Annotated in this window: 20 protein-coding genes and 2 tRNA genes; 6 read left to right on the top strand and 16 right to left on the bottom strand. The window is 70.8% G+C overall.

Going from position 1 to position 21,624, the window contains the following annotated elements; all coding sequences use genetic code 11:
• The first annotated feature begins 545 nt into the window (after nt 1-545).
• Nucleotides 546-830: a hypothetical protein gene (locus ACNTMW_RS31440; RefSeq protein ID WP_426637605.1), complete on the top strand. Its 285-nt coding sequence runs from the start codon at nt 546-548 to the stop codon at nt 828-830.
• A gap of 203 nt (nt 831-1,033) precedes the next feature.
• On the opposite strand, the gene ACNTMW_RS31435 is transcribed toward ACNTMW_RS31440, so the two are convergent.
• The 6 genes from ACNTMW_RS31435 to ACNTMW_RS31410 form a co-directional block, all read right to left on the bottom strand.
• Nucleotides 1,034-1,837: a carbon-nitrogen hydrolase family protein gene (locus ACNTMW_RS31435; RefSeq protein ID WP_426637604.1), complete on the bottom strand. Its 804-nt coding sequence runs from the start codon at nt 1,835-1,837 to the stop codon at nt 1,034-1,036.
• 137 nt (nt 1,838-1,974) lie between these two features.
• Complete coding sequence (gene clpX / locus ACNTMW_RS31430; protein WP_426637602.1) at nt 1,975-3,267, bottom strand: ATP-dependent Clp protease ATP-binding subunit ClpX; 1,293 nt, start codon at nt 3,265-3,267, stop codon at nt 1,975-1,977.
• Between the two features lie 401 nt (nt 3,268-3,668).
• Complete coding sequence (locus tag ACNTMW_RS31425; protein ID WP_426637601.1) at nt 3,669-4,325, bottom strand: ATP-dependent Clp protease proteolytic subunit; 657 nt, start codon at nt 4,323-4,325, stop codon at nt 3,669-3,671.
• An 11-nt stretch (nt 4,326-4,336) separates the two neighbouring features.
• The gene (locus ACNTMW_RS31420; protein WP_426637599.1) at nt 4,337-4,969 is read right to left on the bottom strand and encodes an ATP-dependent Clp protease proteolytic subunit; all 633 of its coding nucleotides are present in this window, start codon (nt 4,967-4,969) and stop codon (nt 4,337-4,339) included.
• A 159-nt stretch (nt 4,970-5,128) separates the two neighbouring features.
• Nucleotides 5,129-6,499 (bottom strand): trigger factor, encoded by a 1,371-nt coding sequence (gene tig, locus ACNTMW_RS31415; protein ID WP_426637598.1) that lies wholly within the window; start codon nt 6,497-6,499, stop codon nt 5,129-5,131.
• 122 nt (nt 6,500-6,621) lie between these two features.
• Nucleotides 6,622-6,695: transfer RNA gene (locus ACNTMW_RS31410), tRNA-Pro, on the bottom strand.
• Between the two features lie 585 nt (nt 6,696-7,280).
• On the opposite strand from ACNTMW_RS31410, the gene ACNTMW_RS31405 reads away from it, so the two are divergent.
• Nucleotides 7,281-7,354, top strand: a tRNA-Gly gene (locus ACNTMW_RS31405).
• 90 nt (nt 7,355-7,444) lie between these two features.
• Here the strand turns inward: ACNTMW_RS31405 and ACNTMW_RS31400 are convergent.
• From ACNTMW_RS31400 to ACNTMW_RS31390, 3 genes are all read right to left on the bottom strand, one after another.
• Complete coding sequence (locus tag ACNTMW_RS31400; RefSeq protein ID WP_426637597.1) at nt 7,445-8,284, bottom strand: tyrosine-type recombinase/integrase; 840 nt, start codon at nt 8,282-8,284, stop codon at nt 7,445-7,447.
• An 87-nt stretch (nt 8,285-8,371) separates the two neighbouring features.
• Nucleotides 8,372-8,866 carry a GNAT family N-acetyltransferase gene (locus tag ACNTMW_RS31395; RefSeq protein ID WP_426637595.1) on the bottom strand — a complete coding sequence of 165 codons (495 nt, stop codon included), beginning with the start codon at nt 8,864-8,866 and terminating at the stop codon, nt 8,372-8,374.
• A gap of 398 nt (nt 8,867-9,264) precedes the next feature.
• Nucleotides 9,265-11,022: a protein kinase domain-containing protein gene (locus ACNTMW_RS31390; RefSeq protein WP_426637594.1), complete on the bottom strand. Its 1,758-nt coding sequence runs from the start codon at nt 11,020-11,022 to the stop codon at nt 9,265-9,267.
• 121 nt (nt 11,023-11,143) lie between these two features.
• Here ACNTMW_RS31390 and ACNTMW_RS31385 point away from each other — a divergent pair, with 121 nt between their 5' ends.
• Together ACNTMW_RS31385 and ACNTMW_RS31380 are read left to right on the top strand one after the other, a co-directional pair.
• Nucleotides 11,144-12,343 (top strand): GNAT family N-acetyltransferase, encoded by a 1,200-nt coding sequence (locus ACNTMW_RS31385; protein WP_426637611.1) that lies wholly within the window; start codon nt 11,144-11,146, stop codon nt 12,341-12,343.
• A 271-nt stretch (nt 12,344-12,614) separates the two neighbouring features.
• Nucleotides 12,615-12,971 carry a hypothetical protein gene (locus ACNTMW_RS31380; protein ID WP_426637610.1) on the top strand — a complete coding sequence of 119 codons (357 nt, stop codon included), beginning with the start codon at nt 12,615-12,617 and terminating at the stop codon, nt 12,969-12,971.
• Nucleotides 12,972-13,055: 84 nt separating this feature from the next.
• Here the strand turns inward: ACNTMW_RS31380 and ACNTMW_RS31375 are convergent, their stop codons facing one another.
• The 5 genes from ACNTMW_RS31375 to ACNTMW_RS31355 all read right to left on the bottom strand — a co-directional run bounded on the left by ACNTMW_RS31375 (nt 13,056) and on the right by ACNTMW_RS31355 (nt 16,474).
• A complete protein-coding gene (locus ACNTMW_RS31375; RefSeq protein WP_426637593.1) occupies nt 13,056-13,523 on the bottom strand; it encodes a ribose-5-phosphate isomerase in 468 nt (155 codons plus the stop codon).
• Between the two features lie 13 nt (nt 13,524-13,536).
• The gene (locus ACNTMW_RS31370) at nt 13,537-13,803 is read right to left on the bottom strand and encodes a hypothetical protein (RefSeq protein WP_426637592.1); all 267 of its coding nucleotides are present in this window, start codon (nt 13,801-13,803) and stop codon (nt 13,537-13,539) included.
• Between the two features lie 73 nt (nt 13,804-13,876).
• Nucleotides 13,877-15,100, bottom strand: coding sequence for a DUF1015 family protein (locus ACNTMW_RS31365; protein WP_426637591.1), 1,224 nt, complete (start codon nt 15,098-15,100; stop codon nt 13,877-13,879).
• A 194-nt stretch (nt 15,101-15,294) separates the two neighbouring features.
• A complete protein-coding gene (locus ACNTMW_RS31360; RefSeq protein WP_426637589.1) occupies nt 15,295-15,702 on the bottom strand; it encodes a hypothetical protein in 408 nt (135 codons plus the stop codon).
• Nucleotides 15,703-15,847: 145 nt separating this feature from the next.
• Entirely contained in the window at nt 15,848-16,474 is a 627-nt protein-coding gene (locus ACNTMW_RS31355; protein WP_426637588.1) for a mycothiol-dependent nitroreductase Rv2466c family protein, read from the bottom strand.
• Nucleotides 16,475-16,724: 250 nt separating this feature from the next.
• Here ACNTMW_RS31355 and pepN point away from each other — a divergent pair, with 250 nt between their 5' ends.
• The gene (gene pepN / locus ACNTMW_RS31350) at nt 16,725-19,304 is read left to right on the top strand and encodes an aminopeptidase N (RefSeq protein WP_426637587.1); all 2,580 of its coding nucleotides are present in this window, start codon (nt 16,725-16,727) and stop codon (nt 19,302-19,304) included.
• Nucleotides 19,305-19,448: 144 nt separating this feature from the next.
• Here pepN and ACNTMW_RS31345 read toward each other — a convergent pair whose 3' ends face one another.
• Nucleotides 19,449-19,862 carry a DUF5130 family protein gene (locus tag ACNTMW_RS31345; protein WP_426637586.1) on the bottom strand — a complete coding sequence of 138 codons (414 nt, stop codon included), beginning with the start codon at nt 19,860-19,862 and terminating at the stop codon, nt 19,449-19,451.
• A complete protein-coding gene (gene ctaJ, locus ACNTMW_RS31340) occupies nt 19,849-20,172 on the bottom strand; it encodes an aa3-type cytochrome oxidase subunit CtaJ (protein WP_483428543.1) in 324 nt (107 codons plus the stop codon). The genes ACNTMW_RS31345 and ctaJ overlap by 14 nt, the downstream gene beginning before the upstream one ends.
• A 157-nt stretch (nt 20,173-20,329) precedes the next feature.
• Between ctaJ and kynU the strand changes: the two genes are divergently transcribed.
• Nucleotides 20,330-21,583 carry a kynureninase gene (gene kynU / locus ACNTMW_RS31335; protein ID WP_426637583.1) on the top strand — a complete coding sequence of 418 codons (1,254 nt, stop codon included), beginning with the start codon at nt 20,330-20,332 and terminating at the stop codon, nt 21,581-21,583.
• Nucleotides 21,584-21,624 lie beyond the last annotated feature (41 nt).

The raw sequence follows: 21,624 nt of genomic DNA, 5'->3' as shown, positions 1-21,624 counted from the left end.
AGGGACAGCCGGCCGGGGTATCAAACAAACTTTGGCACTGGCTTTACAAGCACCCTGTTGAGTTCTCAAAGAACAACCACACACCAGACCCGCACCGCCATCGGCGACCCGCATCCGGGGCAACTCCCCAACTCTACCGACCGGAACCGACCGCGTCAAGTCCTTGTTTGAACTCTTCTCAAGTCGCTTCCGAACATGCCAGATCACCGTATCGGTGACCTTGGTGTCGGGGAATCCGACAGACCGGCCGGCGGCACTGCTTTCACGGCGCTACACCCGCCCGGCTCCTGCCGGCTTGACTACTTTAGCGGTCCTACTTCGCTCCCACAACCCCGAGGGGCCGTGTCACGAGATAGTCCTGCTGCCACTTCTGTGTCAGCAAGTGGCGCTCGCGGAACCGGCCGATTCCGTCCGGTTGCCCCGCGGGCAGAGAGAAAGTTACGCGGCGGGAGAACCAACGTCAAATCGGCTCCAGATGTTCCCGATCACGTGACTCAACCGCTCGCGTCTTTCCACGCCGCCCGCGTACGCAGTTGAATGGGCAGATGAGCCCGGCGTACCCCGGCACGACCGCTTCCGGACAGAGTGGCTGTACCGCTTCCGGTCACTACAGCTGCACAGCAACCGCGACAACCGGCGGCGACGCACTGCTCGCCACCCTGGCTCCGATCTGGCAGGTCGTCATCGGTGGATGCGTGCTGGTCACCCTTGTCGCCGCGTCTGCGCGGCTCGCGCGGCGCGGACGTTCACGGATGACCACCGCGCTCCTCGTGGTCGGCGCCGCCATCGTCGGCCTCGCCATCATCGGCGTGCTGACCAGCGAACACTGACTCGTGGGTCGCGATCGGTCACGGAGAATTACAACGCTGTGGCCGCTGAGCTACCGTGGCGCGCCCCGGATACGTACCAGGTAGGCGCTGACCTCGGGACCCAACTGGTCACAGGGGCGTACAACGCGGTGGGCGTGCGGTTGTTCCGACCTTCGACGGCGTCATCCGGCGTCGACGGCGGGCCGGGGGCCGGAACGGCGTTGTCAACTGCGGGTGAGTCGACGGTTGGCGAGACTCGGTAGCTCCGCGCGGATGGTGGTGAGCCGTTCAAGGTCGACGTTGGCGACAGTGACACCAACGACGTCGGGGGCCTGGGCGATCACGGTCCCCCACGGGTCGATCACCATGCTCCGGCCGTAACAGGTACGACCGGGATCGTGGTCGCCGATCTGCCCGGCAGCGATCACGTAGCACTGGTTCTCGATCGCGCGCGCCCGCAGCAGCACCTCCCAGTGATCCCGGCCGGTGTGCATCATGAACGCCGCGGGCACCACGAGCACGTTGGCTCCGGCGGTCGCCAGTTGCCGGTACAGCTCCGGGAAGCGCAGGTCGTAACAGATCGACAGGCCCAGCCGTAGCGCGCCGGCCGTCGCCACGACGATCTCGGTACCGGGTGCGACGGTCCGCGACTCGCGGTAGGAGACCCGGCCGGGGATCTCCACGTCGTACAGGTGGATCTTGCGGTAGACCGCGGCGAGCGCGCCGTCCGGTCCGAAGAGCAGCGACGTGTTGTACGTCCGCTCGGGGTCGGGGCCGACCTCGTGGAACGAGCCGGCGTGCACCCAGATGCCGAGCTGGCGAGCCGCCTCGGCGAACAGCTCGCCGAACTCGCCATCGACCGGCTCCGGCTTGGGCGCCCGGGCCGCCGGCCCGAGGTAGTCGACGTACTCCGGGAGGACGGCGAGGTCGGCTCCGGCCGCCGCCGCCCGGCCAATCAGGTCGCGGGCCACCCGTAGGTTCTCAGCACGATCGTCGCGCGCGTTGAGCTGACACACCGCCACCCTCATGCGGTGCAGCCTATGCCGGGGGCGGCTCCGGCTCCACTGCTACGGCGGCCCGTACGCCGAACGGCCGGCTCGGATACCCGAGCCGGCCGGCGGTACGTATGGATTGGCCCTCCCGCCCAGCGGGAGGGCCAACATGATCAGGCGGACTTCTCCTCGCGCTGGTGGCGGCGCACCGCCTGGCGGGCGAGGTCCCGCGGCACGATCGTGGGGATGACCTTCTCCAGCACGACCTCGCGGGTGATCAGGACGCGACCGATGTCGGGGTTGCTCGGCACCTCGTACATGACCGAGAGGAGCACCTCCTCCATGATCGCGCGGAGGCCGCGGGCACCGGTACCGCGCAGGATCGCCTGGTCGGCGATGGCTTCCAGCGCCTCCTGGGCGAACTCGAGCTCGACGCCATCGAGTTCGAACAGCCGCTGGTACTGCCGGACGAGCGCGTTGCGTGGCTCGGTGAGGATCCGTACCAGCGCCGAACGGTCGAGGCTACGGACGCTCGTGATCACCGGAAGCCGGCCGATGAACTCGGGGATCATGCCGAACTTGAGCAGGTCCTCGGGCATGACCTCGGCAAAGATGTCGTCGAGGTTGCGCTCGGAGACCGACCGGAGGTGAGCGCCGAAGCCCAGGCCCTTCTTGCCGACCCGCGACTCGATGATCCGGTCCAGACCGGCGAACGCCCCGCCCACGATGAACAGTACGTTGGTGGTGTCGATCTGGATGAACTCCTGGTGCGGGTGCTTGCGGCCGCCCTGCGGCGGGACGTTCGCGACCGTACCCTCGATGATCTTCAATAGTGCCTGCTGCACGCCTTCACCGGAGACGTCCCGGGTGATCGAGGGGTTCTCCGACTTCCGCGCGATCTTGTCGACCTCGTCGATGTAGACGATGCCGGTCTCCGCGCGCCGGATGTCGTAGTCCGCCGCCTGGATCAGCTTGAGGAGGATGTTCTCCACGTCCTCGCCGACGTAGCCGGCCTCGGTGAGCGCCGTGGCGTCGGCGATGGCGAACGGCACGTTCAGCATCCGGGCCAGGGTCTGCGCCAGGTGCGTCTTACCGCAGCCGGTGGGGCCGATGAGCAGGATGTTGGACTTCGCCAGCTCGACGTTGTCGGTGCTGGAGGAACCGGCGGCGTCCGCCTGGATCCGCTTGTAGTGGTTGTAGACGGCGACCGCCAGTGCCTTCTTGGCCTGCTCCTGCCCGACCACGTACTGGTCGAGGAAGGAGCAGATCTCCATCGGCTTGGGAAGCTCGTCCCACTTGACGTCGCCGGACTCAGCGAGCTCCTCTTCGATGATCTCATTGCAGAGGTCGATGCACTCGTCACAGATGTAGACACCCGGACCTGCAATGAGCTTCTTCACCTGCTTCTGCGACTTCCCGCAGAAGGAGCACTTGAGTAGGTCGCCACCGTCGCCGATCCGTGCCACCTACGTATCTCCCTGCCCTCACGGCCGGACCATCGTCCGGTCTCGTCCACGTACACCGGAGCGTCCGGCGCTTCTCGGCCTAGGTGCCAGCCGCAGCCTCGACGTTACCCGGTCACGGGCACTTATCCGACCCCCGCGTGTGCGGTGTCTTGTCTGTTGCCGCTCGGTCATCGGGCACCAGACCCAGGATCCGACCAAACGACCGTCGGCGGCGCCACTATCGGTCGACACCGCCAATATGACGGAGCCGGGACGACCGACCCCTTCACCGCTGATGGTACCGGGCAGGAGCGCCCCGACGAGAGGGTCGAGCGCCCGATTCGCCGCCCAATTCCACCGTGACGTACCTGGACAAGCGAGGGGGCGGAGCGCCCGCCGGCGCCCGCCCCTCCCCCGCTACGTCAGCGCGCCGGCGCCAGCGCAGACTTCTTACGGCTGGCCAGCACCTGGTCAACGAGGCCGTAGTCCTTGGCCTCGTCGGCCGTCAGAATCTTGTCCCGATCAATGTCCTTGCGGACCTTGTCCGACGACTGGCCGGAGTGACGGGCCAGTAGGTCCTCGAGGAGGGTGCGCATCCGCAGGATCTCGCGCGCCTGGATCTCGATGTCGGAGCCCTGGCCGTACCCACCCTCGGTGGCCGGCTGGTGGATGATGATCCGCGAGTTGGGCAGCGCCATCCGCTTGCCAGGCGTGCCGGCGGACAGCAGGACCGCCGCCGCCGAGGCCGCCTGCCCCAGGCAGACGGTCTGGATGTCCGGCCGCACGAACTGCATCGTGTCGTAGATCGCCGTCATGGCCGTGAACGAGCCACCGGGTGAGTTGATGTACATCACGATGTCGCGGTCGGGGTCCATCGACTCGAGCGTGAGCAGCTGAGCCATCACGTCGTTGGCCGAGGCGTCGTCGATCTGGACGCCGAGGAAGATGATCCGCTCCTCGAACATCTTGTTGTACGGGTTCATCTCCTTGATCCCGTACGACGTGCGCTCGATGAACGACGGAAGGATGTACCGGTTGTGAACCTCACGCATGCCGGAGGACAGGCTCAGGTCAGTCATCGTGCTACTCCTCAGTCCCGGGTCCCGGCGCCGGCCGGCACCTGGCGCGCCCCGGACACAACATGGTCGATGAAGCCGTAGTCCAGCGCCTCCTGGGCGGTGAACCAACGGTCGCGGTCGGAATCGGCCTCGATCTGATCCTGCGACTGGCCCGTGTGGAAAGCCACCCGCTCCTGGAACATGCGCTTGGTGTAGAGCATCTGCTCAGCCTGGATCGCGATGTCCGACGCGGTGCCGCCGATGCCGCCGGACGGCTGGTGCATCATGATCCGGGCGTGGGGCAGCGCGTACCGCTTGCCCTTCGCACCGGCGCACAGCAGCAACTGACCCATCGAGGCGGCCAGGCCCATGGCGACGGTCACCACGTCATTGCCGACGAACTGCATGGTGTCGTAGATCGCCATGCCGGCGGTGACCGAACCACCGGGCGAGTTGATCCAAAGGTTGATGTCGCGCTCCGGGTCCTCGGCGGCCAGCAGCAGCAGCTGCGCGCAGATCCGGTTGGCGACCTGGTCGTTGACCTCGCTGCCGAGCAGGATGATCCGCTCCTTGAGCAGCCGGTTGTAGACCGAGTCGTCGAGGTTGCCGAGGCCGGCGTCGGCTCCTCGGGCGACCGGGGTCGCGGGAATGTGAAGGTCGGTCATGGCAGCCCTTCGGGATAGTCCTTGATACGCCGACACTAGCCGCTGGGACTGACGCGATGGTCGGGCTGGGCGCATTGTTCGCTCTGAGCGCACCTGCCCGCCCTACCCACCGATGAAACACGTCGCACCCGCGCAAGGCGGGTGCGACGTGGCCAAATGTCAGCCCTCGTGGGTGTGGTCGTGGTCGTGGTCGTGCTCGTCGCCCTCACCGGCGGAACCGCGAAGGTCGTCGAGGGACAGCGCGTTGCCGGCGGTGTCAACGATCTTGACTCGCTCCATGACCGCCGCCAGCGCCTTGCCGCGGCGGACGTCACCGAAGACGGCTGCCGCCATGCCGGACTTGATGAGCTGGTCGTAGTACTGCTGCGGCGAGACGCCGGCGCGCTGCGCCCGGTGGACGATCTCGTGGCCGAACTCGTCGTCGGAGACCTGGATCTCCTCGGCGTCGGCCAGCGTGTCCAGGACGAGCTGGATGCGCACGCCATCCTCGGCCGCCTCGGTCAGCTCGTTGTCGATCTCCTCCTGGGACTTGCCCTCGGCCTGGAGGTACTCCTCCATCGACGCGCCGATGCGCTGCAGCTGGTCGTTCATCGCCTCCTTGCGCTGCTCGACCTCCTCGCGCACGACGCCCTCGGGAGCCGGGACGGCGGCCGCCTCGACGATGGCCTTCAGCGCCTTGTCGCGGGCGTCGTAGAGCTGCTCGACGCGCTTGACCCGCTCCAGCCGGGTACGCAGGTCGGCGCGCAGCTCGTCGAGGGTGTCGAACTCGCTCGCCAGCTGGGCGAAGTCGTCGTCGAGCTCGGGCAGCTGCTTCTCCTTGACCGTCCGGACGGTCACCGCCACCTCGGCGTCGCGGCCGGCGTACTCACCGCCGACGAGCTGGGTGGTGAAGGTCGTGGAGTCGCCGGCGGACATGCCGACCAGCGCGTCGTCCAGGCCGGGCAGCAGCTGGCCGCTGCCGACCTCGTGCGAGACGTTTGTCGCGGTGCCGCCCTCGACCTCCGCGCCGTCGACGGTCGCGGCCAGATCGATCTGGACGTAGTCACCGTTCGCGGCGGCCCGCTCAACCGTCTTGAGGGTGGAGAAGCGGTCCCGCAGCCCGGAGAGCTGCTCCTCGATCTCCTGGTCACCGAGCTGGATCTCGTCGACGGTCACCTCGATCGTGTCGAGGTCCGGGAGCGTGATCTCGGGCCGTACGTCGATCTCGGCGGTGAACTTCAGCGGCGCGCCGTCGGCGAACTCGGTGATCTCCACCTCGGGCCGGCCGAGCGTCTTGACCTCGTGCTCACGCACGGCGGCGAGGAACTGGGTCGGGATGACGTCCTGGACGGCCTCGTTCAGGACGGCGCCGCGGCCCACCCGCTGGTCGATCACAGCGGTCGGAACCTTGCCACGCCGGAAGCCCGGGATGGTGACCTGCGAGCCGATCTCGCGGTAGGCCTTCTTGAGGCTCGGTTCGAGTTCGGCGAACGGCACCTCGATGGCCAGCCGCACGCGGGTCGGGCTGAGAGTCTCGACGGTGCTCTTCACAGGTACTCCTCGTGATGTGACGGATGAGGCCGCATCGGCCGCGAAAAGTCTAGGCGAGCCGGCCCGGGGTCCTTACGGGCGGGCTGACGCCCCGCCGGCGGGACGGCCGCCGACGGTCTCGGTCGGGGTGGCGGGATTTGAACCCACGGCCCCTCGCTCCCAAAGCGAGTGCGCTACCAAGCTGCGCCACACCCCGGTGGCGACGAGAAGTGTATGCGTTCATGTCATCTCCCGTCGCGCCACCCGTCTCTTCTATACCTCCCCACCGCTATTCCTACCGTCTCCCCGCGATCGCGTGGCAGCCTCCCGGCGATCGCGTGGCCACCACGCCGGGCCGGTCGCCGGTGGCCCGCGCGTACGGGAACGCGGTCATCGCCAGATTCCTTTCGTGGACACCCCGCCGTGGATACCCCACCTTCAGGCGGGGGAGGAAACGGATCTCCTGTGGCAGCAGGGCAAGGAAAGCCGGTTCGCCGCCACGGCGGACCGGCGCGGCAATCCATGGCGCGTGGGCGAACATGTGTGCTACTTTCTGTGCGCTTGGCCGGCGACAACCTGGCCGGGGACAACCAAGCCGGTCGGGCCTATCGCCGGGCTGGCGGGAAGTAACGTCTGTGGAGACCGCGTAAGACCGATGGGCGGTACACCGTCCCTCGCCGTTGACTCGGGTCGGCTGTGGTCGGCGAAGCAGAAAGCTCAACCCGCGAGGGTTGGATCCCCCTGCTTCAGCGGGGGAAATGTCAATCGGTACCCTAGGGGCCACCGCGCCAGTCGCGGCGATGCGGGCGTAGCTCAATGGCAGAGCTTCAGTCTTCCAAACTGACGGTGCGGGTTCGATTCCCGTCGCCCGCTCCACGTACGAAGGCCCAGGTAGTCGGTGTGATCGCCGATCCTGGGCCTTCGTCATTTCCTAGATCCTTGACCTTGCGTGCCAGCCGCGGGCCATTAGCCCACCCGTGCCAGCACGCCGGCCGCTCCGTCGTCGCCGTCGTCGCCCGTCTTCCCGCGCCGCTTGCGCTTGGCCTTGCGACCCGCCTGCCCGGTGATCCGGCGGTCCATCCCGGCCGCGATCTCCCGGTCCCGCTCGCTCGTCGCGTGCTGGTGGATCAGCACCGCGCGCATGCTGGACTGCCCCATCCGATGCATCAGCTCCCGTGTGCTCGCCCCGGCCGCCGCCGCGAGCGTGTTGCCGGTGTGTCGAAGATCGTGGAAGTGAAAGTCCCCAGCGATCCCGGCCGCCTTCACCGCGTCGGCCCACTTCACCGCACGGCGGAAGTTGCCGGACCGCAGCACCGCGCCCTTCTCTCCGGTGAACACAAGCGCCTCGGGCTCGGAGCCGACGTGCGCCAAGAGGTGAGGGCGCAGCGCGGCGACCGCAGCGGCCGGTAGCGTCACCGTCCGCACGCCCGCGTCGGACTTCGGCGGCCCGAACTCCATCCGGTTGCGGAGCGCGGCCAGCTTGCGCGGCACTCGCACCGTGCCAGCGGTGAGGTCCACGTCGCAGCGCCGCAGCGCGGCCAGCTCGCCCCAGCGCAGCCCGGAGAACGCCGCGACGATCACCAGCGCCGAGAACCGGTGCGGCACCGCACTGGCGAGCGCGTGGACCTGGGCGACGGTGGCGGTCGGCCGCTCCGGGGTGTGGTAGGTGTCGTACCCCTTCACCCGGCATGGGTTCTTGGGCACGATCTCGTCCTCTTTGACGGCCGTCGAGAAGATCGCCCGAAGGAGGCAGTACGCCTTGACCGCCTGCGGCTCGGGTCGACCGTCGTCAAGGGCGCCGCGCAAGCGCGGCGCGACCGTGCCGGCGCGGCGCGGCGCGCTCTGGACCTCCGGCCCGCCGCGCACGCGCCGGCCGGCCGCACCACGAAGCTGTCAGGCCCCGATCTCGGCGACCATCGTGTCCGAGTCCTCGAACGACTCGACCGTGCGGAACCCTTCAGCGGCGTACAACTGCGCGGCGAAGTTCGCCCGCTCCACGCTCAGCGACACCGACCGCACGCCACGGTCCCGCGCGGCATCCAGAGCAGCGCGCACGAGCGCGCGGCCGACACCTCGGCCGCGCGCTGGTTCCACCACACCGATGGTCAGCTCCGGCACATCGTCACTCACGTACCCGTAGCCCGGATCAGCGGCGGCCAGGAAGCGGAGCCAGGCCGCGCCGACTGGACAATCAGCCGAGTCCACGGCAACGACACCGAAGTCATCCGGTCGCATCCAACCGCTGACATAGTGCGCCAGCGACGGGTCCGTCATGATCTGGCCCCGAGACCAGTTGCGCTGAGGCAACCAGTTCACGGCCTCCACGAGCATGTTCACCAGGAAATCGGCATCAGCCGAGGTGGCCGGACGGATGCTGAAATCGGTCACCGCGGAAGTCTCGCACGAGATCGGATCTGCCTCGGCCCGGCGACACGACCAGGCGGGTCGGTGTCCCGTCCCCCGGTGCTCGACTCTCCACGCCTATCGGGTCTCCACGCCTATCGGGGGGACGGGGCAGAGCGGCGACAGCCGCGTGCCGTGCCGTCCGCGTGCCGGTAACCGGGTCCACCCACGGTCATGAACGGTCACGAGTGGTCACTTCGGCTGCGTCGGCGAGCAGGCGTTTCGGGCATCTCAGGGCAGCAATCGCCAGCCTTCCAAACTGACGGTGCGGGTTCGATTCCCGTCGCCCGCTCCACCACGAAGGCCCGGGCCGCTCGGCCCGGGCCTTCGCCGGTTCCGGGATCCTCGACCTCGCCGCGGACCGGCCCGTCCGGCGGGAGCGGTCAGGCGGTACCGGACAACCAGCGGTACAGCTGCATCACCCAGGGCGTCTGCTGCAGGTAGGCGACCCCGGCCGCGACCAGGAACAGCCCGGTGACCGCATGGGCGCCCTTGGCGCTGCGCCGCACCCGCCCCAGCCGCTGCACCAGGATGAGGCGGCCGAGCAGCCGGGCCACGGCGAACACACCGGCGGCGACCACGAGCACCAGGGAGAACGCCAGCAGCGGTCCCGCCAGGTTGCCCCGTGCGCTCGCCGCCCAGATACCCCAGCAGATGAATGCGAAGAACGCCCCGACCCCGGACAGCTCCCAGCCGCGCTTGAGCATGCCGGGCGCCTCCCGGGGGCGCTGCGGCCAGTCGGCGGGCTCCGGGTCGGCACTGAGGAGCGTCTCGGTGGGGTCGACGCGCTTGGGCGGCGGGACGCTGGCCCGGCCACGGATCTGCGCCGGCCCGGCGGGTGACACCGGCGAGGTCGGCGCGGCACCGGTACCGGTCACCGCCGGCGCGGCCACCCGGGTAGCGAGGCCGGGCGCGGCACCGGTACCGGTCACCGCCGGCGCGGCCACCCGGGTAGCGAGGCCGGGCGCGGCACCGGTACCGGTCACCGCCGGCGCGGCCACCCGGGTAGCGAGGTCGTCGGGGGCGGCGAGGGCGGCCCGCAGTTCGACCAGCTCGCGCTCGAGCTTCTCGATCCGTTGGAAGGCGTCCGTCTCGGTACCGGCGACCGGTGGCCGTGGCCGGGCCCGCCCGATGACCCGGGCCGTCTCCGACTCGCCCCAGTCGACCCCGACGTCGGGCGTACCGCTGCGGCGCACCAACTCGGCCAGGCGCTCCGTCCAGCCCGGCAGTTCGAGGGTGGTCGGCCGGTCGGCCGGCCGGTCGGCGAGGATCTGGTGCAGGTGGTCGCGGAGCGCGGGGACCTGTTCGAGTACCTGATGGCGGCGCAGCACGCTCCAGGCCGGCGGCGACTCCTCACCGGCCGACGACTGGCGGCCCGGCTCGCGCGGGTACTCGCCGGTGACCAGGAAGTACGCCACCGCGCCGAAGCCGTGTACGTCGTATGCCGGCCCCATCTGCGAGACCCCCGCGAACGCCTCCGGACCGCCGGACTCCGGCGTGTACGCGATCTGGGTGATCTCTTCGGGGCGCCAGTACCGGGCACCGGTGAAGTCGATCAACTTCACCTCGCCGGTGGCCAGCACCATCACGTTGGACGGCTTGATGTCCATGTGCAGTACCGGCGTGGCGCCGGGCTCCTGCGGGTGGTGCAGCGCGCGCAGCACGCCGGCGAGCGTGGCCAGCGCGGTGACCGCGTTGAGCCGGCGGGCGCCCGACTCCAGCCCGGCCCGGTCGACCACGTACTGGCGCAGGTTGATCCCGTGCAGGTAGTCGTACACCTGGTAGGGCACCGCATCGCCGTCGTCGGAAACCTCCCCGGGACGGTGCGGCGGCGGCCCGTAGAAGCCATCGGCGCGCCGGCAGATCGCCGGTACGCCCCGGTTGTTGAGGTCCATCAGGGCGGCGTCGCCCTTGTCCCAGGAGCGCAGCTCGTCCACCAGGGGCCGGCGCGGGTCGACCCGGAAGACCTTGACCGTCAACGGCGCCGACGAGACTCCCCCGCACAGCCGGACCGCCCGGTAGACGTCGGCCTGGCCACCGGAGCCGAGGTGTGCGACGAGCCGGTAGCGCTGGTGCGTTTCCGGCAGCGGACCGGCCGGACCACAGACAAGATCCAGCAACCGCGTACCGTTCGCAGTCATCCAACCTCCCCCTAGGCGAGTCTCAGGGTAACGGTCGGGCAAATTGCTCGCGGCCGGGCAGCCGAACCGGTAGACAGGTGCGGTGACACGTGATCCGTACCACCTGCGCACGCTCGACTCGATGGACGACTTCCCCCGGGTCTTCGACGTCCTCTCGGCCGCCTTCGGCGATGACTTCCCCGAGGAGGAGCTCGCCAAGGACCGGCTGGTCTTCGAACCCGCCCGGTCCCACGTCGCCGAGCACGACGCCGACGGGGTCGTCGCGCACGCCGGGGCGTACACCCGCGAGGTGACGGTGCCGGGCGCCGTCGTGACGGCCGCGCACGTCACGCTGGTCGGGGTGCGGCCCACGCACCGGCGCCGCGGCCTGCTCACCCGGCTGATGACCCGGCAGCTGCACGAGGTCCGCGGGCGCGGCGAGCCGATCGCGCTGCTGTGGGCCAGCGAGGGCCGGATCTACCAGCGCTTCGGGTACGGGCTGGCCGGGCTGCGCCACACCGTCATGGTCGACAAGCGCGAGGTCCGGATCAACCGGCCGGCCGACCCGGCGGCGGGCCGGCTCCGCGACGCCGCGCCGGAGCAGGTCCGCAAGGAGCTGGAGCAGGTGTACGAGCGGGTGCGCGCCGCCCGTCCGGGCTGGTCAAGCCGCAACGGCAACTGGTGGAGCTGGCGACTGGAGGACCCGCCGTCGCGCCGGCAGGGCCACACCGAGCGACGGGCCGTGCTGTTCGAGGGGCCCGACGGCACGGACGGGTACGCGCTGTGGCGGCGCAAGGGCGAGTGGGACGAGACCGGCCCGAAGGGCAAGGTCCAGGTGGTCGAACTGGTCGCCGCGACGCCGGACGCGTACCTGGCGCTGTGGGAGTTCCTGTTCTCGGTCGACCTGGCCCGGACCGTCCAGTACGGGTTCGCGGCCGCCGACGAGCCGCTGCGCCACCTGGTCAACGAGCCCCGGGCGCTGGGCGAGCGGGTGGCGGACTCGCTGTGGGTACGGGTGGTTGACGTACCGGCCGCGCTGTCGGCCCGCCGGTACGCCGCGCCGGTCGACGTGGTGGTCGAGGTCACCGACGGCCTGCTGGCCGACAACGCCGGCAGGTGGCGACTGACCGGTGACGGGGCCGGCGCGGCCTGCACCCCGACGACCGACCCGGCCGACCTGGCCTGCGACGTCGCCGACCTGGGCGCGCTGTACCTGGGCGGTACCACGCTCGGCTCGCTGGTGGCCGCGGGCCGGGTCCGCGAGCTGCGCCCGGGAGCCGTCACGGCGGTCGCGGCGGCGTTCGGCTGGCACCGGGCACCGTCGGCGCTCGACATCTTCTAGAGTCCCGGGCATGGGTACGGAGCGGCGGCGGCGCCGGACGCGACGGCCACGGTCCGCCGAGCTTGCCGCGTCGGTCACGGTCGACGCCGCGGCCACGGATGCGATCACGGCTGACGCCGACGCGGTCACCGCCGACGCGGCCGACGCGGCCGACACGGACGCGGTCACCGCCGGCGCGGCCGACACGGACGCGGTCACCGCCGGCGCGGCGCCCGTCGGGGCGCCACGTGCCCCGACTCCCCACGACCTGGCCGAGCGCGGCGCGTTCGCGATGACCGCAGAGGTGCTGGACCCCGAGGACGACCGGCCGAACCCCGGCGGCACCGCGGGGCACCCGGACGACACCGAGCCGCGGCCGGGCGCAGACAAGCCGGGTGTGGACAAGCCGGGTGTGGGCAAGGATGCCGTGCCCGCCCGGTCGACCGCCGAGGACCAGACCGAGCGGGGACTGCGTGGCCTGGTCGGCGGTGGCTCGTCACAGGTCAGCGTCGCGGCGGCGCTGCGGGCCCGGGACGCCGCCCGGCCGACCGACGCCGACCTCGCGGCCGCCGAGGCGGAGCTGGTGATCGTCCGCCGCGGCTGGGTGCCCCGCGAGGACCTGCCACCTCGGGGCGGCGCCCGCCACTGAGCCGTCCCCCGCCGGCGATCGTGGACACTTCCGCGAGCCGGAGGCCGCACCCGTGCCTACGACCGCGGGGAGACGGCGCCGTGGCTACGGCAGCGGGGGCAGCTCGTGGCTCTTCTCGTACTCCGCGATCTGGCCGATCCGCCGCAGGTGCCGCTCGCCACCGGAGAACGGGGTGGTCAGGAACGCCGCGACGATCCGGGTGGCCTCGTCGAGCGTGTGCATCCGGGCACCGACGGCCACCACGTTGGCGTCGTTGTGCTCCCGCGCCAGGTGCGCCGTCTCGACGTTCCAGGCCAGCGCCGCGCGTACGCCGGGGACCTTGTTCGCCGCGATCTGCTCGCCGTTGCCGGAGCCGCCGATCACGATGCCGAGGGCGCCCGGGTCGGCGACCACCCGGGCACCGGCGTGCAGGCAGAAGGCCGGGTAGTCGTCCTCGGGGTCGTACGCGGCCGGTCCCACGTCCACTACCTCGTAGCCCTGCGTCGGCAGGTGGCTGACAAGGTGGACCTTCAGTTCGTATCCGGCATGGTCGGAGCCCAGGTAAACGCGCATGCGACAGAGTCTGTCACCACACGATCAGGCCCGCGCACGAGCCGAGCATCAACAGGGTACCGATCACTACGAGCCCGAGGACCAGCACCGACGGCGGCAGCGTGCTGGCCGCCCGCACCGCCACGGACGCGCGACCGGCTGCCTCCGGTGAGTCACCGGCCCGGGCCCGGCGGGCGGCGCGCCACCCGTGTAGCACGTGACGCCGGTCGAACATCAGCGCCGCCGCCGCGTACAGCCCCATGCCGACGGCGAACACCGCCAGCGCGATGAAGAAGCGCATGCACCCTCTCCCAGCTCCGCTCGATCAAGCGGCCTGGGTATATCACGGCTCACCCCTCCACCGCGAAAACGGCTCAGCTCTCGGCCGTGAGGTCGGCGACCACCAGTCCGGCGCGGGCCTTGGGCGTGAACCAGGTGCTCTTGCGGGGCATCTTCAGCCGGGCGAGATTGACCGCGACGAAATCGTCCACGGTCACCGGCGCGATCAGCACGGCCAGTTCGGCCCGGCCCGCGTCCACCTCCGCGCGGAGCCAGTCAGCGGGATAGTCACCACCGACGTACGTGATCCGCTTGTCACCCGGGTCGAGGCCGAGGACGTCACCGAACAGGTACCGCTCGACCAGTGCGTGGTCGAGGTCGTCGACGACCTGGGCGGAGCCGGCGGCGGGCAGCGTCACCGCCCAGGCACCGGCCGCCGTGTACAGGTGGACCGTGCCGCCCTGAGCGGGGACCGCGGGGGTACCGGTCAGCGCGGTGACCGTCGCACCCACCGCGGTGAGCCGCGCGACCAGTTCCGCCGGCGTCAGGGACAGCTCGGCGACCAGCCGGTTGTACGGCTGGATCGCCACCGACGCGGGGGTCGTGACGACCGCCAGGAAGCGCGGCAGGTCGGCGATCTGGGCGGCCAGGCTGCGGTGGTTGCCGTCGGCGACGACCAGTTCCCCGCCGCCGGCCAGGGCGAGCAGCCGGTCCCGGGTGTCGCCAGGGCCGACCGGCCAGATCTCGTGGATACGCCCGGCCGGGTCGGTGTCGCGCGCGGCCGGCTCGCCCGCCTCCGCGACGGCCGAGGCGAGGGCGGTGTGCAGGTCGTCGCCGCCCGCGGTCTGCAGCAGCAGGACCGGCGACAGCAGGTGTTCGGTGGCCTTGGCGAGGGCGACCCGTTCGCGGACCTTCTCGATGAACACGTCCTCGTTGCGGATCACCAGGCCGGGCTCGTCGGCGCTGGTGGAGATCTGCGCCGTCTCGACCATGGTCCACAGCCCGTAGCCGCGCGTCCCGTCGGGACCGGTGATGCGGTACAGCACCACCACGTCGTCGGCCGCGGCGTAACGGCCCTGCTCCTTGGCGGTGGCCAGCCGGGCCACGGCGTCGGGCAGGCAGTCGGCGAAGGGCCGCCCCACGCTCTCCGGCGCCCGGTGTGGCATCTCCACCGCGAGAGCGCTGGACGGGTTGGCGGAGATGATCGCGGTGATCTCGGCGTCGTCGGCGAACTCGTCGTAGTTCTGCGCCGCGGTGGTCTGCCCGGCGGGGCCGCCGGTGGTCAGCCAGGCCCGGGCGATCGGGTGGACGATCGTCATGGGCCGACGGTATCCGTTCGAGGCCGGTCGCTCCCCTCCGCCCGGCACCGGTCCAAGGGATGGACGGCACCGGGCGTCCCGTGCGGACTCGGGCCACATGCACCCGGCCGGGCACCGCCCCGTACCGGGTGGCTCCCGTACCGGGTGGCTCCCGTACCGGGTGGCTCCCGTACCGGGTGGCTACGGCGGCGCGGTCAGCTCGCGTGGGAGCGGCGCCGGTGGCGCATCCGCCGCGCCCACCCCGGCTTGATGAGGCGGGTGGGGGCCTCGTCGGGCGCGGCGTGCCTGGGCCAGTACGGGACCGGCGCGGCGGTGTCGCCGGCTCCACCCGGCGCGGCCACGTCACCAGACCCGGCCGCGTCACCAGGCCCGGCCGCGTCACCAGGCAGGACGGCGTCACCCGCCGACCGGTTGCGGCCGGCGGAGCCGAACGTCTCGGCCGAGACCACGATGGGCGGGGCGAGCAGTTCCACCACCTCGTCGGGCAGCCGGCCGTACCAGCCGGTCCCCCGGACCGACCAGCACGCGGCCGGCCGGCTGCCCTCCACCGCCTCGGCGGCGACGGCGGTCTCGGTGGGCTTCGGATCCACGCTGGTCGACACCGGTCCTCCTCGGTCGGGGAAGCTGTACCGACGAGACGTAACGATGAGCGATACACAGCCGTGACGCACGCCACGAGGCGAATGTGCGACAGTCGGGGTTAACAGTCCGAACGAACGAGCCGCGGCTTCCGCCGTAGCGCCGGCGTCACTCGAACGACGGAGCCACGTCGCGTGTGCGCTTGAGCTCGAAGAAGCCCGGGGTACCGGCGACGAGCAGGGTGCCGTCCCAGAGCCGGCCGGCCGCCTCACCCTTCGGCGCCGGCGTGACCACCGGGCCGAAGAACGCGATCTGCTGGCCGTCGGGGCCGGGTACGTGGATGACCGGCGTACCGACGTCCATCCCGACCGGGCGCATGCCGGCCTCGTGGCTGGCGCGCAGGGCCTCGTCGTGCTCGGTCGACTCGGCGGCGTCGGCGAGTTCGACCGGCAGCCCGGCGTCGGACAGGGCCGCCTCGTACAGTGCCCGATCGCGCTCCTGCTTGCCGAGGTGGATGCGGGTACCCAGGGCGGTGTACAGCGGGCGCAGCGACTCGTTGCCGTACTTGCGCTCGGCGGCGATCGCCACCCGCACCGGCCCCCATGCGGTCTTGAGGAACTCCCGGTACTGCTCGGGCAGGTCCTCGCGGTTCTCGTTCAGAACGGCCAGGCTCATGACGTGGAAGCGGATGTCGACCGGGCGCACCTTCTCCACCTCGAGCAACCAACGGGAGGTGATCCAGGCCCACGGGCAGGCGGGATCGAACCACATCTCGGCGGTGACACGCTCGGTCACGACGACTCCTCACGTTGTTCAGGTGTGACAGGGGCTGGCACTCCTTACCGATCCTGACCCCGCCGGGTAGGCACAGCGACACTGCCGTAACGTGACCTGCGCCACTTCATGGCCCTCAGGCAGTTATGAAAGGATCCCTTCCTAGCCTGATCTGAACCGCTGGGGACCGCCCCCGTCGCCGGAGAGCGCGAAGGCTTCGCCCTTCACCGATTCGCCCTTCACCGATGAGACGTCACCCCTGATTGACAAGATGGAGACGACAACCGTGGCCGGAGTTCGCAACCTCAGGCAGGTGGAGGCCGTCGAGCGGGCCCGCCTGCTCGATGTCTCGGCATACGACATCAGTCTGGATCTCACCGACGGCACCGGCTACCCCGGGGAGGGCACGTTCCGGTCAGTGACCGAGGTGCGCTTCAGCTGCCGCGAGCCCGGCGCGACGACGTTCATCGAGATCGCCGCCGACTCGCTGCGCGGCGCCACCCTCAACGGCGAGCCGCTGGACATCTCCGGCTGGGCCGCCGACTCCGGCCTGGTCGTACCCGGTCTCGCCGCCGAGAACGTCCTCGTCGTCGACGCTGACTGCGCGTACTCGTCGGTCGGCCAGGGCCTGCACCGCTCGGTCGACCCGGTCGACAAGGAGGTCTACCTCTACAGCCAGTTCGAGACCGCCGACGCGCAGCGCGTGTTCGCCTGTTTCGACCAGCCCGACCTCAAGGCCGAGTTCACCTGGCACGTGACCGCCCCGGCGCACTGGCGGTTGGTGTCCAACATGCCGATCGAGCGCGAGGAGCCGGTCGCCGGGATGGAGCGCGCCAAGACCGCGCACTTCGTCCGGTCGCCGCGGATGAGCACGTACATCACGGCGATCTGCGGCGGGCCGTACCACGAGGTGCGCGAAACCCACGACGGCATCGACCTGGGCGTGTTCTGCCGCGCGTCGATGGCCCGCCACCTCGACGCCGACGACATCCTGCTCATCACCAAGCAGGGCTTCGACTTCTTCCACCGCGAGTTCGGTGTGCGCTACCCGCTGCCGAAGTACGACCAGGTCTACAGCCCGGACTTCAACGCCGGCGCGATGGAGAACTTCGGCTGCGTGGTCCACGCCGAGCAGCACTACATCTTCCGCAGCCAGGTCACCGACTACGAGTACGAGCAGCGGGCCAACACCATCCTGCACGAGATGGCCCACATGTGGTTCGGCGACCTGGTCACCATGCGCTGGTGGGACGACCTGTGGCTGAACGAGTCGTTCGCCGAGTGGGCCAGCCACTGGGCCAACACGGGCGCCACCCGCTTCTCCGACGCCTGGACGACGTTCCTGTCGGTACGCAAGAACTGGGGATACCGGCAGGACCAGCTCTCGTCGACCCACCCGGTCTACTGCGAGATGCCCGACGTCGACGCCGTCGAGGTCAACTTCGACGGCATCACGTACGCCAAGGGCGCGAGCGTCATCAAGCAGCTCGTCGCGTACGTGGGGATCGAGCCGTTCCTGGCCGGGCTGCGCGCCTACTTCGCCAAGCACGCCTGGGGCAACGCCACCTTCGACGACCTGCTGTCGGCGCTGGAGGCGGCGTCCGGGAAGGAGCTGCGCAAGTTCGCGGCCCAGTGGTTGGAGACCTCGCAGGTCAACACGCTGCGTCCGGAGATCACGCTTGCCGCGGACGGCACGTACGAGTCCGTTGCGGTACTCCAGCACGCCCCGGAGCGGTACCCGACACTGCGCACCCACCGCATCGGCATCGGCCTGTACGACCTGGAAGACTCCCGCCTGGTGCGCCGCGAGCACATCGAGGTCGACATCGATGGTGCGCGGACCGGGATCCCGCAGTTCGCCGGCCGGCCCGCCGCCGACGTCCTGCTACTCAACGACGACGACCTGACGTACGCGAAGCTGCGCCTGGACGAGCGGTCGATGGCCACCGTCGTCGACCACATCTCCGGCTTCGACAACCCGCTTGCCCGCGCCCTGTGCTGGGCCGCGTCCTGGGACATGGCCCGCGACGGCGAGCTGGCGGCCCGCGACTACGTCCGGATGGTCGTCCGCGGACTGCCGGACGAGAAGGACATCAACCTGGTCACCGCGACGCTCGGCCAGGCCCGTTCGGCGCTGGCGTTCTACGCCGACGAAGGCTGGGCGCCCGAGGGATGGCAGCAGCTGGCCCGCACCGCCGAGCGGATGGCGGAGCGGGCGACTCCGGGCAGCGGCTTCCAGCTTGCCTGGGCCCGGGCGTACGCCGCCGCCGCCCGCGAGGGCGCCGACCTCGCCATCATCGCCGACTGGCTGCGCGGCGAGAACGTCCCGGACGGGCTGGTGATCCAGGCCGACCTGCGGTGGGGTCTGCTGCACTCGCTGGTGGCGAACGGCGCGGCCGGGCCGGACAGGATCGAGGCGGAGCTCGACGCCGACCGGACCGCCAGCGGCGAGCGGCAGGCCGCGCTCGCCCGGGCACTGGTACCCACGCCGGAGTCGAAGGCCGAGACCTGGCGCCGGCTGGTCTCCGACCACGGCCTGCCCAACTGGTTGCAGCGGTCGCTGCTGCAGGGCTTCCAGCACCCGGCCCAGACCGCGCTGACCGCGCCGTACGCGGCGAAGTACTTCGAGGTCGTGGGCGACGTCTGGGAGGCGCTCGACAGCGAGCCGGCGCAGGACTTCGCGATGCTGGCGTACCCGGCCTACCAGATCAGTGAGGAGACCGTGGCGCTCACCGACGCGTGGCTGGACCGCGCGGGGCACCCGGCCCCGCTACGGCGGCTGGTCCTCGAGGGACGCGACGGAGTGGTCCGCGCGCTGAAGGCCCGCGCCAAGGACACCGGCGCGGCCTGAGCGCAACCGAAGGGCGCCCTCCCACCCGTGGCCACGGGTGGGAGGGCGCCCTTCGGTTACCCGGCGGACGGGACCGCCGACGTCACTCACCGCGAGGAACGGGCCGGATCACGGAGGATCAGGCCGGACCACGCGCCACGGAGATCAATCCGTCGCCCGGCCGGCCTGGTCGGCCAACTGCGCCAGCCCGGACACCAGGCCACCGGCCAGGTCACCGCCGCCGAACGACGCGGCCATGGACAGCGCGGCGAGCTTCGCGGCGCGGTCCGAGATACGCCGGCGGGCCTCGGCGCCCGTGACGATCTCCAACAGTCGCTGGTTGGGCGACACGGCGACCAGGACCGAGCGGTCCGGGTCGGCCAACTGGCCGTGCAGCTTCTCGGCGTGACCGCGCACCGGCTCGTCGAGATCTCCGACGTAGACGCTGAAGGTCATCCCGGTCGATCGGTCGGCCACCCGCAACGCCTCGTCGAGACGCAGCAACTGGCGGGTGTTGAACGGGCCGTCGAGCACCTCGGGGCGCCCGGTCGCCCGGCTCTCCTGCTCACCAGCGGTCACTTGCGCCTCCAGTCGCGCGCTGCTCGGCCGGCTTGCGGGCGGCCCACTCGGCCGCGGCGCCACCGCCGGCCGGAAGTGCCGCGGGCGAACCGGCGCCGGGCAGCGCCTTGTGCTCGTCGGTGCCACCGCCGGTCAACTGGTCCGGTGAGGACAGGAACCACACCGGACGGAACTCGAACGGCCGACCCGGGCGGTACCGCTTGTTGCCGCCACGCCGGACATCGCTGGTGGCATAGACCAGCCCACTGATGAGCAGGATGACCAGCAGCGGAATACCGGCGTATATGAGCACCGTCTGAATTATCGTCAAGCCCAACGCCCCCCGGCGTCAAAGGGACACATATGCGGGCTTCACGTTAGCGGCCGGCACGTGGTACGCCGCGATCGGGGTACCAGGAACCCGGCGCTGCGGAGCGGTGCCGCACCACCCGCCGGTGACCTGGTCCCCACCGGCTACGGTGCCCTTCGTGACGGACCTGTTCGCAGTCGCCAAGGCGCTGGACGCCGACGACCCGCTCGCGTCGTACCGGGAGCGGTTCGTGATCGACGACCCGTCCCTGGTGTACTTCGACGGTAACTCACTCGGGCGGCTGCCGTCGGCCACCCGTGACCGGCTGACCGACGCGGTCCGCCAGGAGTGGGGCCGCGACCTCATCCGCGGCTGGGACAGGTGGATCGACCTGGCCCGCCGGACCGGCGACGTGCTCGCCGCCGGGGTCCTCGGGGCCTCCCCCGGCGAGGTGGTGCTGTCCGACTCCACCACCGTGAACCTGTACAAGCTGGCCGCCGCCGCGCTCGACGCCCGCCCGGACCGCCGGGTGGTCGTCACCGACGACGACAACTTCCCCACTGACCGGTACGTGCTGGAGGGGCTGGCCGCCGCGCGCGGGCTGGAGCTGCGCGTGGTCAAGGCCGACATGGACGACGGCCTCGACCTCGCGGACCTGCGCGCGGCGCTCGACCCCGACGTCGCGTTGGTGTGCCTGTCGCACGTGGCGTACCGCTCGGGCGCCCGGACCGACCTGGTGGCGGCCACCGCCGCCGCGCACGCCGTCGGCGCACTCACACTGTGGGACCTGTGCCACTCCGCCGGGTCGGTGCCGGTACCGCTGGCCGCTGCGGGCGCCGACCTGGCGGTGGGGTGCACGTACAAGTACCTCAACGCCGGGCCGGGCGCGCCCGCGTTCGTGTACGTGCGCGCCGACCTGCAACCGCGGCTGCGGCAGCCGATCTGGGGCTGGTTCGGCCAGCGCGACCAGTTCGCGATGGCCGCCAGCTACGACCCCGCGGACTCGATCGACCGGTTCGTGGTCGGCACCCCGCCGGTACTCGGCGGGTACGCCGCACTGGAAGGCGCGTCGATCACCGCCGAGGCCGGCGTCGAGGCGATCGCGGCCAAGGGCGCCGCGCTGACGTCGTACGCGATCTCACTGTTCGACGAGTGGCTGGCCGACGACGGCTTCGTGCTGGCGACGCCGCGCGAGCCGCGGCGGCGCGGGGCGCACGTCACCCTGTACCACCCGCACGCCTGGCAGATCTGCCAGGCGCTCAAGGCGGCCGACGTGATCCCGGACTTCCGCACCCCGGACCGGCTCCGGATGGGGTTCGCCCCGCTGTACACCCGCTTCGTCGACGTCCACGAGGGCTTCGACCGGCTGCGCGCGATCATGCGCGCGGGCACCTGGCGGGCGTTCCCCGCCTCGCGCGGCCGGGTCACGTAGCCCGCTTCACCCACGGTGGTCGGACATTTCGCGGGGCGGTG

It is taken from the genome of Planosporangium spinosum, from assembly GCF_049999945.1.
GTDB classification, from domain to species: domain Bacteria; phylum Actinomycetota; class Actinomycetes; order Mycobacteriales; family Micromonosporaceae; genus Planosporangium; species Planosporangium spinosum.
Note: the sequence above shows the minus strand (reverse complement) of the source record. Positions and strands in the feature narration are given on the sequence as shown.